This is a genomic window from Pseudomonas sp. ACM7, from assembly GCF_004136015.1.
GTDB classification, from domain to species: Bacteria; Pseudomonadota; Gammaproteobacteria; order Pseudomonadales; family Pseudomonadaceae; genus Aquipseudomonas; species Aquipseudomonas frigoris.
Genome location: NZ_CP024866.1, coordinates 1,944,778 through 1,958,484, shown reverse-complemented (window position 1 = coordinate 1,958,484; position 13,707 = coordinate 1,944,778). Strand labels below are relative to the sequence as shown.

General features: G+C 61.2%; 12 protein-coding genes. 4 read left to right on the top strand and 8 right to left on the bottom strand.

The window, feature by feature from the left end; translation table 11 throughout:
• Nucleotides 1-29: 29 nt before the first annotated feature.
• The 8 genes from CUN63_RS09265 to cbiE all read right to left on the bottom strand — a co-directional run bounded on the left by CUN63_RS09265 (nt 30) and on the right by cbiE (nt 8,582).
• A complete protein-coding gene (locus tag CUN63_RS09265) occupies nt 30-1,406 on the bottom strand; it encodes a PepSY domain-containing protein (RefSeq protein WP_129438872.1) in 1,377 nt (458 codons plus the stop codon).
• 142 nt (nt 1,407-1,548) lie between these two features.
• Nucleotides 1,549-3,666 carry a TonB-dependent copper receptor gene (locus CUN63_RS09260; RefSeq protein WP_129438870.1) on the bottom strand — a complete coding sequence of 706 codons (2,118 nt, stop codon included), beginning with the start codon at nt 3,664-3,666 and terminating at the stop codon, nt 1,549-1,551.
• Nucleotides 3,667-3,856: 190 nt separating this feature from the next.
• Entirely contained in the window at nt 3,857-4,303 is a 447-nt protein-coding gene (locus tag CUN63_RS09250) for a DUF2946 domain-containing protein (protein WP_129438868.1), read from the bottom strand.
• Between the two features lie 20 nt (nt 4,304-4,323).
• Nucleotides 4,324-4,803 (bottom strand): copper chaperone PCu(A)C, encoded by a 480-nt coding sequence (locus tag CUN63_RS09245; protein WP_129438866.1) that lies wholly within the window; start codon nt 4,801-4,803, stop codon nt 4,324-4,326.
• A gap of 48 nt (nt 4,804-4,851) precedes the next feature.
• Nucleotides 4,852-5,250 (bottom strand): DUF2946 domain-containing protein, encoded by a 399-nt coding sequence (locus CUN63_RS09240; protein WP_129438864.1) that lies wholly within the window; start codon nt 5,248-5,250, stop codon nt 4,852-4,854.
• Between the two features lie 305 nt (nt 5,251-5,555).
• On the bottom strand, nt 5,556-6,284 hold the full coding sequence (locus CUN63_RS09235; protein WP_129438862.1) for a cobalt-precorrin-6A reductase: 729 nt from the start codon (nt 6,282-6,284) through the stop codon (nt 5,556-5,558).
• Nucleotides 6,281-7,378, bottom strand: a complete 1,098-nt coding sequence (locus tag CUN63_RS09230) for a cobalt-precorrin-5B (C(1))-methyltransferase (protein ID WP_129438860.1) — start codon at nt 7,376-7,378, stop codon at nt 6,281-6,283. Before CUN63_RS09230 ends, CUN63_RS09235 begins: the two co-directional genes overlap by 4 nt.
• On the bottom strand, nt 7,371-8,582 hold the full coding sequence (gene cbiE, locus CUN63_RS09225) for a precorrin-6y C5,15-methyltransferase (decarboxylating) subunit CbiE (protein WP_129438858.1): 1,212 nt from the start codon (nt 8,580-8,582) through the stop codon (nt 7,371-7,373). Before cbiE ends, CUN63_RS09230 begins: the two co-directional genes overlap by 8 nt.
• A gap of 144 nt (nt 8,583-8,726) precedes the next feature.
• Here cbiE and cobG point away from each other — a divergent pair, with 144 nt between their 5' ends.
• The 4 genes from cobG to cobJ are packed head-to-tail and all read left to right on the top strand — an operon-like array spanning nt 8,727 to nt 13,087.
• Complete coding sequence (gene cobG, locus CUN63_RS09220; RefSeq protein WP_306108953.1) at nt 8,727-10,034, top strand: precorrin-3B synthase; 1,308 nt, start codon at nt 8,727-8,729, stop codon at nt 10,032-10,034.
• Nucleotides 10,027-10,653, top strand: coding sequence for a precorrin-8X methylmutase (locus tag CUN63_RS09215; protein WP_008038718.1), 627 nt, complete (start codon nt 10,027-10,029; stop codon nt 10,651-10,653). The genes cobG and CUN63_RS09215 overlap by 8 nt, the downstream gene beginning before the upstream one ends.
• The gene (locus CUN63_RS09210) at nt 10,653-11,384 is read left to right on the top strand and encodes a precorrin-2 C(20)-methyltransferase (protein WP_033053597.1); all 732 of its coding nucleotides are present in this window, start codon (nt 10,653-10,655) and stop codon (nt 11,382-11,384) included. The genes CUN63_RS09215 and CUN63_RS09210 overlap by 1 nt, the downstream gene beginning before the upstream one ends.
• Nucleotides 11,384-13,087 carry a precorrin-3B C(17)-methyltransferase gene (gene cobJ, locus CUN63_RS09205; RefSeq protein WP_129438854.1) on the top strand — a complete coding sequence of 568 codons (1,704 nt, stop codon included), beginning with the start codon at nt 11,384-11,386 and terminating at the stop codon, nt 13,085-13,087. The genes CUN63_RS09210 and cobJ overlap by 1 nt, the downstream gene beginning before the upstream one ends.
• Nucleotides 13,088-13,707 lie beyond the last annotated feature (620 nt).

The window sequence follows — 13,707 nt, the reverse complement described above, 5'->3', positions numbered from 1 at the left end:
CGTTTTTCCGCGCGAACCGCGCAATCTGATCACAGTGAGGCGGTAGGTTCTACTCGCTCGTTGAGCCTCGATAACAGCACTCGATCCAATAGCCACACTACGATCAACGAAGCCCCCACCAGCGGAAAGATCACTGCCAGCGTCAGCATGATCACCACCCCGGTTTTCCATTTCGGCAGGTCGTGGCGCAGCGGCGGAACACCGAATTTTCCTTGTGGACGGCGCTTCCACCAGATCACCACGCCGCTGACGGCGCTGAGCAGAATCATCAGGCAGATCAGCAGCACAATGATCTGATTGAACGCACCGAACATTTTACCTTCGTGCAGCATCACGCCGATTTCCGTCGCGCGGGCGACGGTGCCGTATTGCGCGAAGCGCACGTCGGCGAGGACGTCGCCGGTGTATTGATCCACATGCAGCGTGGCGTCGTTGCGCGGGTCGTCGGCGAACACCGCGATGGTGAACACGCCAGTCGTCGTGGCCGGAAAGGTGATGCTGTAACCCGGTTCGACCTGGCGTTGCGCAGCGATGTTCTGCACGTCCTGCAAGCTGATGGTCGGTGCGGCAGGACCCGCTTGTGTGCCGCCGAGGGTCATGTGTTCGGCGTGGTCGCCGGACATTGGCATCGGTGTGTTTTCCATCGCCCAAGGCACGGTCTGGCGGGTAGCGGTGTTGAGGCTGCGGGCCTCCACATCGGATTTGGGTACGTCATCCCACATCGCTGCCGGAAAGACATTCCACACTTCGGCGTATTGCTTGCCCCAGAACCCGGTCCAGGTCATGCCGCTGAGCAGCATCACCAGCAGCAACGACGCGCCCCAAAACCCTGTCACCGCGTGCAGGTCACGCCAAAGCACTCGACCGCGACTGCTCAAGCGTGGCCACAGGATGCCGGCCGCCTGGCCACGCGGCCACCACAAGAACACGCCGGAGACCACCAACACCACGCCCCAGCCGGCGGCCAGTTCGATCAGTCGATCACCGACGGTGCCGATCATCAATTCGCCGTGAATCGCTCGCGCAACGGCTTGCAGATTCTTTTTGGCGTCTTGCTCTCCGAGGATGTCGCCGTGGTAGGGATCGACGAATACATTGAGCTCGCTACCGCCATTGATCACGACAAATTGCGCGCTGCGCTCGGCGTTGACCGGTGGCAAATACTGCTTGATCGTGGCTTGTGGGTAAGCCTCTTTCACCCGCTTGAGCAGGTCATCGGCCGGGACGCTGTGATGCCCGGCCGGGACGTTCAGCAGGCTGCCGTACATCAACGGGTCGAGTTGCGGTTTGAACAGGTAAATGACGCCGGTCAAAGCCAGCATCACCATGAAAGGCGCGACGAACAGACCGGCATAGAAATGCCAGCGCCAGGCCAGGTTGTAGAAATTCACTTTGGGCTGTTTCATCGGTTGTGCTCCGCTTTGGCGATTCAATTGTCTTGGAAAGATCGCAGCCTCGTTTCACTCGACAGCTCCTACACAGCTCCTACAGGGGGTACGTGTTCCAATGTAGGAGCTGGCGTAGCCTGCGATCTTTTGACTTTTCTTGTTAGAAACTCATGTCCACCTTGGTCCAGAGCGTTCGCCCCGGTTCTTTTATGGCTTGCGGGTCATTGGCCGGATAGCCAAAACCGGCGTTGCCGGCCAGGTTCAAGTGCTCGGCGTACGCCTTGCCGAACAGGTTGTCGACGCCGGTGCTGACCTTCCAGTGCTTGTCGATCCGGTACGCACCGTTGAGCGAGAACACGCCAAAGCCCGAGGTCTTGTCGAAGTCCTTGCCGACGACGTTGCCTTTGTTCTGGTCGATACGGTTTTGCGCCGCGACCACCCGCCACAACGCTCCGGCGCTCCAGTTGTCTTCGCTGTAGGTCAGGCCGAAACGTGCATCCAGCGGCGGCATTTGCGGCAGTGCGTTGCCGTCGCTGCTGTTCTTGCCCCAGGCGTAGGCCAGGGTCGCGTCGGCTTTCCAGTTGCTGGTCAGCTTGTAGGCCGCACCCAATTCGCCGCCCATGATTCGCGCGTCGATGTTCTGTGCTTGCGAGGTCATGCCCATCATCCCGGGCGTGTAGTTGAACAGGATGTAGTCGCGCATCTGCCCGACGTAACCCGAGGCCCAGGCTTCGAGGTCTTCGGTCTTGTATTGCAGGCCGAAGTCGAGCTGGGTGGTTTTTTCAGGCTTGATCGAATCGAAGGCATTCACCGAGCCGGCGGGGCCGGACTTGGGCGAAAACAGCTCCCAGTAATCCGGGAAGCGCTGGGTGTGACCGAGGCCGGCATACAGCGTGGTCGGACTGTCAGCCAGGTCATGCTCGTAACGGACGAAGCCGCTTGGCAGGGTGTCGGCACGGGTGTCGTCGGCGGTTGGGTTGGGACGCGCCATCATCCCGGAGCCAGTGGTCTGCCGAAAATCCTTGGCCGACGCGCGGTCCAGGCGCGCGCCGGTAATCAGCCGGTCACGGTCGGCGGCGTACCAGGTCAATTCGCTGAACACGCCGTAGTTGTGAAAGTCGGCGTCCTTGTTGCGCGGCAAGTCCTTGTAGACGTCGATGCCCATGGCGCTGCGTTGGCGATGTTCGCTGGTCTGCGCATCGATGCCGCTGATCAACTGCACATCGGCCCAGCGCCAGGTGGCTTTGATCCGTGCGCCGAGGGTTCGACGGTCGACGTTGGAGGCCATGGGACCTGCCATCATTCCGGTGCCGGACGGCGTGCGCAGGGTGTAGTTGTCCATCACGTGGTCGGCGTAGTTGTAGTAGATCTGCGCCTCGACCTTATCCAGCACATCACCGATGTTCGACCTCTCGAAACGCAGGCCCAGGCTTTCGCGCTTGAACTGCGAGCCGTCCATGCCGCGTCCCGCGTAACGCGCTTCGCCATCGCCCTTGCCGGCGGTGAGTTCCAGCAGGGTGTCGGCGTCCGGGGTCCAGCCCACCGCAACGTCGCCGTTCCATTTGTCGTAGCGCGACGGCACGGTGTCGTTGTTACCGTCCTGGTAGTCGTCGGCATGCGCGGTGTTGCCGATCACTCGCACGTAACCCAATGGCCCGCCGGCAGCAGCATCCACCACTTTGTCGAAACGGCCGTTGGAGCCAGCCAGCACGCTGGCGTTCACCCGCGTGCCGAGTTCGCCGAAGCTTTCCGGCTCACGGTCGAAGAGGATGGTCCCGGCCGACGCCCCCGGTCCCCAGAGCACGGTTTGCGGGCCTTTGATGACGGTGAGTTTGTCGTAGGTTTCCGGCGAGATGTATGAGGTCGGAGCGTCCATTCGGCCGGGGCAGGCGCCGAGCAACTGGCCGCCGTTGGTGAGTATGTTCAACCGCGAACCGAACATGCCGCGCAGCACCGGGTCGCCGTTGGTGCCGCCATTGCGCACCAGGGCGAAGCCAGGGATGGTTTTCAGGTAATCGCCACCGTCGCTGGCCGGCACCGGTTGGCGCGGGTCCTTGGGATTGGTGACGATGGTCAGTGGTGAACTCGGCGCGATGGCGGTGATCACCGTCGGGCTCAGTTCTTCGCTGTGACCGGCGTGTTCATCGGCCAGTACCATCGGTGTCAGCAGTGCACCGCAAAGGAAGGCGGTGGCGTGCCTGAAACGAATACTGGATTCGTTCGGGGCAAAAGAAGCTTGGGCAGCGCTCAAGCGTGAGTCAGCAGAAAACCTGGACATGACAATTTCCATCGAACAGTCGTAAACGACACGGCCGGCAGCCTGCGCAATCCTTGTGGGAGCGAGCTTGCTCGCGAAAGCGGTGTGTCAGACGACATGGATGTTGAATGACCCATCGCGATCGCGAGCAAGCTCGCTCCCACAGGTAGCTTTGGCTGTCTTCGGACTGTGTGAGATCGGATGTGAGGGTTTACGCGTCGATGGGTGGGGCGCGGGTGCGGGCGCCGGGGAAGAAGGTTTGCCGGGCGTGGCCCAGGCGAGGGGAGGGTGTGGTGAAGGTAGTGGCTTTTGGCGTGTCGAATGCGACGAAGGATTGGCCGCCGGTCAGCGCCGGGCAATTGAACAGCAGGCTGCAATAGCCGCATTTTTCCCAGAGCGCGTGATGTGAGGCTTTTGGCGGGCAGTGTTCGGCGGTGGTTTGCGCGCTGTGGTCGGCGTGCTCCATCGTCGACATGTCCATGCTCATGTCCATCGACATCGTCATGGACATCGAGGCGCGTTGATCCATCGGCATCGACTGAGAAATCAGCGGGCCGATAAAGATCATCAACATGGCGAACAGGCTGATCCAGCTACCGCGCGTCAGGCTTAACGGCTGACGACGGTGTGCGGATGACCTGGCGCTAAGCGGGCGCATGGGCGTTTTTGCTCAGTCGCTTACTGGGCGTGGGCGTGTGTCTGCATGCCTTCCGGCGGCTTCTTCTGCACCGAGACGTCGACCGTCACTTCGCCGGACTTCTCGAAATGCATCGTCAGCGGGAAGTGTTTGCCGTCGCTCAACAGGCTGCGGTCTTTCAGGTTTACCAGCATCACGTGATAGGCCATCGGCGCAAAGGTGACGTTGCCACCGGCAGGAATGTCGACGCTCGGCACCTGCTGCATTTTCATCAGATCGTTTTGCATGACGTGCTCGTGCAACTGGGCTTCGCCTGCAATGGGCGAGTCGACACTGAGCAGTCGGTCGGCCGTTTTACCGTTGTTGTGAACCACGAAGTAAGCCGCAACAGTTGGCGCGTTGGGCGGCAACTCTTGCGACCACGGATGAGCGATTTCCAGCTCCCCGGCCTTGTATTCGTGGGCATTGGCAAAACAGGCAGGCAGCAGCAACACAGCCAGAACGATGAGTTTGTTCAACATGGCAGTTCTCCAGAACGATTCAAAACGCAGGTCAATTGCGAGAAGGAATCACACCAGAGGGGAAGCGCGGGGGTTGAGGCTCGGCCATTGCTGGCGCGGTGTCGGTGTATCGAGAGAGGCGTGAGGCAGGCTTCGATTGGCCTCGAAACGCGCGAAATACAGTTGCGGCGTGTGCCCGGGCAGCGCCACCAGTGGCGCGGAACCTGAACAGCACCAGCAATGTTGCATGTTGGAGTGATCGTCGTTCTGCGGGGCTTTCTGTTCGATATCGCCCAGGGAAATCGCCACCATCCTGGTGCCGCTGGACGAACAGAAACTGCCCCACAACAACTGCTCGGCGGGTGATTTCGCCGTCTGTGCCATCGCTCCGGACATCGGTATGGCGAGCATGTTGAACAGCACTGCGAAGCAGGCGATCCAGGCAAATGCGAGCCGTTGTCGGGACATGGGAAAAATCCGGTTGGGTGGGCGATCAGGCGCGGCTATTTAGCCTGATCAGGGCCGATAAGTAAAAAAGCGGCGTGCGGTGTGGTGTCGCAGCGCCAAGCTCCATAGCCTGCATGATAGTCGCGAATTACGGATTGCCAGTACCGTGCAGATCAGCCTTCACACAATTTTGTAGCAGCTGCCGAAGGCTGCGTTCGGCTGCGCAGCAGTCGTAAAATCAAACGCCTCGGTCTTTCAGGTTAATCGTGGATGCAGGATTTACGACTGCTTCGCAGCCGAACGCAGGCTTCGCCAGCTGCTACAGGTTATGTGGTGGTTTCTGTTATCAGGGCTGCCAATACGTCTGTCACCGCCCCAAACTCCCGATCAACCCCCGGCAACACTGGGCGCTGCAAAACAATCACCGGCACCCCACGCTCCCGTGCCACTTCCAGTTTCGGTTCGGTCGCCGTGCTGCCGCTGTTCTTGCTGATCAGCACATCAATCTGCCGACGTTCAAACAGCTCACGTTCATCTTCAATCAGAAACGGCCCACGCGCGCCAATCACTTCGCAGCGTTCGTTACCGGGGTAAACGTCCAGTGCACGCAAGGTCCAGAATTGCTCTGGCGGGATTTCGTGCAGGTGCTGCAACGGTTCGCGGCCGAGGGTGAACAGTGGTCGCCGGAACGGTTTCAGCGCTTCGATCAACTCGGCCCAGTCGCTGACATCTCGCCAGTCATCCCCGGCCTGTGGTTGCCAGGCTGGACGCCTTAACGCCCAGCATGCAATGCCGCTCAACCGTGCAGCGGTGGCGGCGTTTTGGCTGATTTGTGCGGCGTAGGGGTGGGTTGCGTCCAGGAGCAGGTCGATCCCTTCATCCCGAATGAACTTCGCAAGCCCTTCGGCGCCGCCGTAACCGCCAACGCGAACCTGGCAGGTCAGATCCGTCGGCACACGCCCGACGCCGGCCAGGCTATAGATGTGTTCTGGCCCGAGGGTCCGGGCGATGGCCAAGGCTTCCGTCACGCCACCCAGCAACAACACGCGCTTCATTGAAAAGCTCCCGCATGGCCCACAATCCCGCCCTGGCGATCGATGGCAAATACTTCAACCTGAACCTGCGCCGGCACCACGCTGCGAGCAAAGTCCAACGCGTGCTGACACACCGCATCTCCGAGCGCGATACCTGCAGCGCTGGCCATCGCCAAGGCTTGCTGGCTGGTGTTGGCCTCGCGAATCCCTTGCTGCAACGCCTCATCGGCGCCAATCGCCGCCGCCCACTCGGCCAGTTGCGGCAGGTCGATGCTCGAATGTCGGCTGTGCAAATCCATGTGCCCGGCCGCCAGTTTACTGATCTTGCCGAAGCCGCCGCAGAGGCTGAGTTTATCCACAGGCACTTTGCGCAGATGTTTGAGCACTGCGCCGACGAAGTCGCCCATTTCGATCAGGGCGATTTCCGGCAGGTCGTAGACGCGGCGCATGGTGTCTTCACTGGCGTTTCCTGTGCATGCGGCGATGTGCAGATAGCCGTTGGTCTTTGCGACGTCGATGCCTTGATGAATCGAGGCAATGTACGCCGCGCAGGAAAACGGCCGGACTATGCCGCTGGTGCCGAGAATCGACAAACCGCCGAGAATCCCCAGGCGCGGGTTCATGGTTTTCAAGGCCAGCGCTTCACCGCCCTCGACGTTCACCGTGACCTCGAAACCGCCGCGGTAATCGAGTTCCTCGGCCAGCAGGGTCAAGTGATCGGTGATCATCTTGCGTGGTACCGGGTTGATCGCGGGTTCGCCGACGCCCAGCACCAACCCCGGCCGGGTGACGGTGCCGACGCCGCGCCCGGCATTGAAGCGAATGCCCGGCGCCGTGTTCAGTCGTACCTGGGAATAAAGCAGCGCGCCATGGGTCACGTCGGGGTCATCGCCCGCGTCCTTGATCGTCCCTGCTTCGGCCCCGTTGTCGATCAGACGACAGAACTCCAGCCGCATCTGCACCTGCTTGCCCTTGGGCAGGACGATGTCCACCGCGTCCGAATGAGTGCCTTCCAGCAACAAACGTGCAGCCGCCAGGCTGGTTGCGGTCGCGCAGCTGCCGGTGGTCAGGCCGCTGCGCAACGGTGCGGGTTGTTCGGCGGTTTCGTCACGCATCGAAAGGCTTCGTCACTTCCAGCAAGGTAATCGGCAACGCCTGACGCCAGGTATCGAAGTCTCCCAGCGGTTGGGCTTGAGCGATATGGATCCGAGTCAGCTCGCCGCCGTGCTGCTCGCGCCAAGCCATCAAAGTCATTTCACTTTGTAGCGTGACGGCGTTGGCGATCAGTCGACCGCCGGGCTTGAGTGCGGCCCAACACGTGTTGAGCACGCCCTCGCGGGTGACACCGCCACCGATGAAAATGGCGTCTGGATCCTCGAGTCCGGCCAAGGCCAGCGGCGCACTGCCGCGAATCAGCTGCAGGCCGGGAACACCGAGGGCATCTCGGTTGTGTTCGATCAACAGCTGCCGCCCTTCATCCGCCTCGATGGCCAGCGCCCGGCAACTGGGGTGGGCGCGCATCCATTCGATGCCGATCGAGCCGCTGCCTGCGCCGACGTCCCACAATAGTTCACCGGGTATCGGAGCGAGGCGGGCGAGGGTGATTGCGCGCACGTCGCGCTTGGTCAATTGGCCATCGTGTTTGAAGGCTGAGTCCGGCAGGCCGGCCAATCGGGAGAGGCGCGGCGTATTGGGCTCGGCGATGCACTCGATGGCGATCAGGTTCAGATCGGCGATCACAGGATTGTTCCAGTCATTGGCGACACCCTCGATGCGTCGTTCGGCTGCTCCGCCCAGATGTTCCAGCACGGTGAGGCGACTCCGCCCGAAACCGCGTTCACGCAACAGTGTCGCGATTGCAGCCGGGCTCCTGCCGTCGTTGCTCAACACCAGCAAGCGAACACCGCTGAACAACTGCGCATTGAGTGCGGCGATGGGACGGGCAACCACCGAAAGCGTGACGACATCCTGCAACGGCCAGCCCATTCGCGCCGCCGCCAGCGAGCAAGAGGAGGGTGCCGGCAGTATCAGCATTTCATCGTTGGGCAGTTTCCGGGCAAGGCTTGCGCCCACGCCAAAGAACATCGGATCGCCGCTGGCCAGTACGCAGACCGGTTCGCCGCGCAGCGCTAAAACCGGCTCAAGGGAGAAAGGGCTGGGCCACAACTGTCGCTCGCCACGGATGCACACCGGCAGCAAATCCAGTTGCCGCTGACCGCCAATGATCCGCGAAGCGCGCAGCAGAGTGTGCCGGGCGTTTTTGCCCAGGCCCTTGAAGCCGTCTTCGCCGATTCCCACTACTGTCAGCCACGGTGACATCTACAGTCCTCAAATATAGTCCTCAAACGGACTGTTCCGACGTGCAGGCTTTTCATGCCGTCGAACAAAGCAGGCATAATACCGCGCCTTCGCCCGCGAAGCGCCTTTCCCACACTGCCGGTCGCCCCCTTGAACAAACGCCCGATGTCCTTAGCCTTACGCCCCTCGGCCTGTCCGGGGTTACTGCGTATCGTCCAGGCGCTGGATGGCGGTATCTGCCGGATCAAGTTGAATGGCGGTTCGATCAGTGCGGCTCAGGCCGAAGCGGTGGCCAGTGCTGCTGAGCGGTTCGCCGGCGGCGTGATCGAGGCGACCAACCGTGCCAATCTGCAAATTCGCGGGATCGGCAGTGAACACGGTGCCATGATCGATGGCCTGATGGCTGCCGGGTTGGGCCCAAGCACTGCCGCTGGCGACGATGTGCGCAATCTGATGCTCAGCCCGAGTGCGGGCATTGATCGGCAGATGCTGTTCGACACGCGCCCGCTGGCTGAACAGATCCTTGTCACCTTGCAAAGCCATGAACGTTTCCACGACCTCAGCGCCAAGTTTGCCGTGCAACTGGATGGCGGCGAAGGCTTGGCGATGCTCGAACATCCCCATGACCTGTGGTTGTCCGCCACTGAGCGAGACGGCGAGCTGGTTTTTGCATTCGGCCTGGCAGGGTGTCCTGTGGACTCGCCTGTGGGTACGGTGTCACTGGCGCAGGGCCACCCGCTGGTGGTCGCGGTGCTGGAGTTGTTTCTTGAGCTGGCGCGTCCCGATCAGACACGCATGCGGCATTTACTCGCTGAATGCTCACTCGACGGGTTTCTCGCTCGTCTGGCCGAACGTGTGCCGTTGATGCCCATCACGGGTTGGCAGCGCAAAGTAAGTCCGAGTGTCTTGCACATCGGCGCTCATCCACAGGGTGAGGCCGAGCGTGTGTATATCGGCGCGGTGCCGCCGCTGGGTCGCCTCAATCCCACGATGCTCAGAGGCGTCGTACAACTGGCACGTGATCAGGGTGACGGCAGCCTGCGTTTCACGCCTTGGCAAAGCCTGTTGTTACCCGGTGTTCATGTCGTCGATGCGCCGCAAGTTATCCACAACCTTGAACAACTCGGTCTGCGTTGCTCGGCCGACGATGCCTTGGCGCATCTGATCGCCTGCACCGGCTCGACCGGGTGCGGCAAAGGCCTGGCCGACACCAAGGGCGATGCCCGACAACTGGCGGCGCTGCTGCAACGTCACGGCCAGACACTGAACGTGCACCTGTCCGGCTGCCAGCGTTCCTGCGCGGCTGCACACATCGCACCCATCACGTTGCTGGCGGTTTCTCCCGGTCACTACGACCTCTATTTTCGCGATGCAGCGCAGCCGGGTTTCGGCGCGCTGCACGCACGCAACCTTACTATTGAAGCGGTCGCAGCCTTGCTCGACGCCCGCTCACGGAGCCCCCTTGATGCTTGATTACATCCGCGACGGTCAGGAGATCTATCGCAACTCCTTCGCGATCATTCGTGCCGAGGCCAACCTCGAGCGTATTCCGGCCGACCTGGAAAAACTCGCGGTCCGTGTGATCCACGCCTGCGGCATGGTCGACGCCATCGACGGCCTGCAATTTTCCGAAGGCGCGGGCAAGGCCGGGCGGGATGCGCTGGCCGCCGGTGCACCGATTCTGTGCGACGCGCGGATGGTCAGTGAAGGCGTGACCCGCACGCGTTTGCCCGCGAACAACGAAGTCATCTGCACCCTGCGCGATGAAAGTGTTCCAGAGCTTGCCCGCGAGCTGGGCAACACCCGCTCCGCCGCCGCGCTGGAGCTATGGCGCCCGCACCTGGAAGGCAGCGTGGTGGTGATCGGCAACGCGCCGACCGCACTGTTTTATCTGCTGGAAATGCTCGACGCCGGCGCGCCGAAACCGGCGCTGATTCTCGGCTTCCCGGTAGGCTTCGTCGGCGCCGCCGAATCCAAGGCAGCCCTCGCGGCGGACAGTCGCGGCGTGCCCTTCGTCATCATGCAAGGCCGCCTGGGCGGTAGCGCCATGGCCGCCGCCGCCGTCAATGCCCTCGCCACGGAGATCGAATGATGCAGCAACCTGGACGTTTGATCGGCCTGGGCGTCGGCCCCGGTGATCCGGAACTGATTACCGTCAAAGCCCTGCGCCTGCTGCGCGAATCGCCGGTGGTGGCGTACTTCGTCGCCAAGGGCAAAAAGGGCAACGCGTTCGGTATCATCGAGGCGCATTTGCAGGACGCGCAAACGCTGCTGCCGCTGGTGTATCCGGTGACCACCGAAGCGTTGCCGGCGCCGCTGTCGTATGAACAAGTGATCAGCGATTTCTACGATGCAGCCGGCGAAGAATTGGCCGCGCACCTGGACGCTGGCCGTGACGTGGCGGTGATCTGCGAAGGCGATCCGTTCTTCTACGGCTCCTACATGTACCTGCACGATCGACTGGCCGAGCGCTATGAAGCCGAAGTCGTGCCGGGCGTTTGCTCGATGCTCGGCGGTGCTTCGGTGCTGGGTGCGCCGCTGGTGTATCGCAATCAGAGTTTGTCGGTACTGTCGGGTGTGTTGCCCGCCGACGATCTCAAGCGTCGTCTGGCCGATGCCGATGCCGCGGTGATCATGAAGCTGGGGCGCAACTTTCCCAAGGTCCGTCAGGTGCTCGAAGAACTCGGGCTGGCGGAGCGTGCGTTGTACGTTGAGCGCGCGACCATGGCCAATCAGAAAATCGTCCCGCTGGATCAGGTCGAGCCGATGTCCTCGCCGTACTTCTCGCTGATCATTGTGCCCGGCGAACGGTGGCAAGGCTGATGGCCCGTCCAGTTCCGGCGATTGTCATTCTGGGCAATGGCAGCCTCGCGACTGCGCGCAAGATTGCGCAGCTATACCCTGGCGCATTGATCCATGGTCTGGCCGAACGGGTGGAAGGCGCGGACCGCGTCTATCACGAATTCGGCGCCACCTTGCGTGAGTTCTATCAGCAGGACACGCCGATCATCGCCTTATGCGCTGCGGGCATCGTAATCCGAACGCTGGCCCCGCTTCTGTTGGAAAAAGGCGCCGAGCCGCCGGTGCTGGCCGTGGCCGAAGACGGCAGCGCCGTGGTGCCGCTGCTCGGTGGCCTAGGTGGCGTGAACGTCATGGCGCGAGAGATTGCCGCCGGTCTCGAGGTTGCTGCGGCGATCACCACCAGCGGTGAATTGCGCTTCGGCACCTGCCTGCTCAATCCACCCAGCGGTTACGCCCTCGGCGATCTGGAACTGGGCAAGCGCTTCGTCTCGGATTTGCTCGCCGGCCAAAGCGTACGCGTCGAAGGGGCTGCGCCGTGGCTGGCGCAGGCGCAGTTGCCGCAAGATCCTCAAGCGCAGCTGTCGATCCATGTCGGCCATGCCGAGCGGACACCGGCGGCCAATGAATTGATGATTTACCCGCGCAATGTGTTGGTGGCGGTGAGCGGTGAGGTGACGGGTCTGCCAGGCGCGATTCGCACGGCCCTGCATCAAGCGAAAATCGCCGTGCAATCGGTGGCGTGCCTGTTGGCGAGCGATCTGAACTTGGCCAGCACGGCATTGCGCGAAGCGGCACTTGAACTGGGTGTGCCTCTGCGGTTTGCGTCGGTCAGCGGCGGCGTTAGCGAGTTGTCCCGCCACACCGTGCCGAACACTACCATCGTGTCAGCGGATACCGGCATTGCCATCGCGGTGGCCACTCAGCCGCTGGACGCTGCGCAGATCGGCCGTGCACGCGGTCGTTTGGCGGTAATCGGTCTGGGCCCTGGCGCCGCCGAACTGATGGTGCCAGCGGTCAAGGCCGAACTGACCAGGGCCACCGACGTACTCGGCTACGAAACCTACGTGCGCATGGCCGGGCCGTTCCGTGAAGATCAGGTGCTGCATTGCACCGACAATCGCGAAGAAATGCAGCGTGCCCGTCACGCCTTCGAGCTGGCGGCGCAAGGCCGTTCGGTGATTGTGGTTTCGTCCGGTGATCCCGGCGTGTTCGCCATGGCGGCGGCGGTGCTTGAAGCGTTGCATGAGTCGAGCGAGCCGAGCTGGCACAGCGTCGATCTGGAAATCCTGCCGGGTGTTTCCGCTTCGCTGGCGACCGCTGCGCAGGCCGGTGCGCCGTTGGGGCATGACTTCTGCGTGATGTCGCTGTCGGACAACCTCAAGCCTTGGGCGATCATCGAGAAGCGCCTGGACCTGGCCGCCGAAGCCGATCTGGCGTTGGCGTTCTACAACCCGATCTCCCGTGCGCGGCCGTGGCAACTGGGCCAAGCGTTGGAAATCGTCGGCCGGCATCGTGCACCGGAAACAGTGGTGGTGCTGGGTCGCGACATTGGCCGCCCTGGCCAGACGTTGCGGGTCACCACGCTCGGCGAACTGACCCCTGATCAGGTCGACATGCGCACCATGGTGTTGATCGGTTCCTCCACCACCTGCGTGTTCCCTCGTGCCGAGGGTGGTGAGTGGGTGTATACACCGCGCTGGTATGGCATCAAGCCTGCCTCCTGAGCCACAGCGGCCCCGCGTGGGCCGCTTTTCACTTAATACATTCCCGTCTGCTGGTCGGCACTTTCACTTTGGCGTTGATGCGTCATTTATTTCACCAGTCGTTGTGGGATTTATGACTCTCGCCACGAAGAATTAATACTGTTTTCTGTCGCTGCTTTCTTCCTTTATCTAGTGTTTTTTTTGCAGTCGAAAACTTCGGTGTTGCGCGTGAGTCACAACGCCGCCTGTTTGCTGATGGTCTCGGCGATTTTGTTTGTCTAAGTGTGCTTATTTAAGTCGGCAATATAAGGTTTTATTTATTTCAAATTTGATTGTATTGAAATTAATTGAATTTCTTCTGGTTTGAAGTGCCCGCTTTTACGATTTAGTTTTGTCTCCTGTGAAGTGGTTGCTTCACGTATTGATCTGGTCTCGTTCAGAAATACGAAATGGCTGACGTTGTCGTCGAGCGGTATTTGCGCGGCTGTCTTACAGAATCTAATTGCATACATTGAAGCTGGAGAGTGTCTTGTTTAATAGTCATTTGGATGTTTCGTATATCGGTGAATATGTAAAGTTCGCAGAACTTTTTAATCTTAAAGATCTTGAGCAGGCGTTAATTTCGCACAAAGGTACCGACG

Excerpts from the sequence above, each read along its gene's own strand:
- CUN63_RS09250 (WP_129438868.1), bottom strand. The coding sequence starts at position 4,303 with ATGCGCCCGCTTAGCGCCAGGTCATCCGCACACCGTCGTCAGCCGTTA.
- cbiE (WP_129438858.1), bottom strand. The coding sequence starts at position 8,582 with ATGTCACCGTGGCTGACAGTAGTGGGAATCGGCGAAGACGGCTTCAAG.
- CUN63_RS09230 (WP_129438860.1), bottom strand. The coding sequence starts at position 7,378 with ATGCGTGACGAAACCGCCGAACAACCCGCACCGTTGCGCAGCGGCCTG.
- CUN63_RS09240 (WP_129438864.1), bottom strand. The coding sequence starts at position 5,250 with ATGTCCCGACAACGGCTCGCATTTGCCTGGATCGCCTGCTTCGCAGTG.
- CUN63_RS09265 (WP_129438872.1), bottom strand. The coding sequence starts at position 1,406 with ATGAAACAGCCCAAAGTGAATTTCTACAACCTGGCCTGGCGCTGGCAT.
- CUN63_RS09215 (WP_008038718.1), top strand. The coding sequence starts at position 10,027 with ATGCTTGATTACATCCGCGACGGTCAGGAGATCTATCGCAACTCCTTC.
- cobJ (WP_129438854.1), top strand. The coding sequence starts at position 11,384 with ATGGCCCGTCCAGTTCCGGCGATTGTCATTCTGGGCAATGGCAGCCTC.
- CUN63_RS09245 (WP_129438866.1), bottom strand. The coding sequence starts at position 4,803 with ATGTTGAACAAACTCATCGTTCTGGCTGTGTTGCTGCTGCCTGCCTGT.
- cobG (WP_306108953.1), top strand. The coding sequence starts at position 8,727 with ATGTCCTTAGCCTTACGCCCCTCGGCCTGTCCGGGGTTACTGCGTATC.
- CUN63_RS09210 (WP_033053597.1), top strand. The coding sequence starts at position 10,653 with ATGCAGCAACCTGGACGTTTGATCGGCCTGGGCGTCGGCCCCGGTGAT.
- CUN63_RS09260 (WP_129438870.1), bottom strand. The coding sequence starts at position 3,666 with ATGTCCAGGTTTTCTGCTGACTCACGCTTGAGCGCTGCCCAAGCTTCT.
- CUN63_RS09235 (WP_129438862.1), bottom strand. The coding sequence starts at position 6,284 with ATGAAGCGCGTGTTGTTGCTGGGTGGCGTGACGGAAGCCTTGGCCATC.